This is a genomic window from Enterobacter sp. RIT637 (genome assembly GCF_019718755.1).
In the GTDB taxonomy this organism is placed as follows: domain Bacteria; phylum Pseudomonadota; class Gammaproteobacteria; order Enterobacterales; family Enterobacteriaceae; genus Enterobacter.
Window position 1 is genome coordinate 1 of sequence record NZ_JAIHAZ010000204.1, and the last position, 512, is coordinate 512.

Annotated in this window: 2 protein-coding genes; both read left to right on the plus strand. The window is 50.2% G+C overall.

The genetic code is table 11. The annotated features are described in order from the left end of the window. The first annotated feature begins 67 nt into the window (after positions 1–67). Positions 68–283: a class II holin family protein gene (locus K5E19_RS24020; RefSeq protein ID WP_221553406.1), complete on the plus strand. Its 216-nt coding sequence runs from the start codon at positions 68–70 to the stop codon at positions 281–283. Continuing rightward, on the plus strand, positions 283–512 hold a 230-nt coding region (locus K5E19_RS24025; protein WP_409334616.1), incomplete at its 3' end, for a glycoside hydrolase family protein. The genes K5E19_RS24020 and K5E19_RS24025, both read left to right, overlap by 1 nt.

Below are 512 nucleotides of genomic sequence, written 5' to 3' on the forward strand. Positions count from 1 at the left end.
GTAAAGAATGACATTTCTAACCTTTCTATCAAACTTTTGACACCCACTAATTATGTGAGGTGAGAGCATGTATCGAATGGACAAACTAACAACAGGCATTGCCTATGGTGCATCAGCTGGAAACGCCGGATTCTGGATGTTCCAGGTGCTTGATAAGGTCAGTCCATCTCAATGGGCTGCTATAGGCGTGCTTGGGAGTCTCCTCTTCGGCCTGCGTACGTATCTGACAAACCTCTATTTCAAAATCAAAGAAGATCGGCGTAAAGCCGCCAGGGGCGATTAATGGGAAACAGAGCAAAGCTGAGTGCTGCCGTTCTGGGACTGATTCTCGCTGGCGCACCGGCAACTGTCATCCTCGATCAGTTCCTGAATGAGAAAGAGGGTAACAGCACGACGGCCTATCAAGATGGTTCCGGGATTTGGACAATTTGCCGCGGCGCCACGCTGGTGGATGGCAAGCGTGTAGAGGAGGGCATGAAGCTGACGCAGGTCAAATGTGACCAGGTAAATGC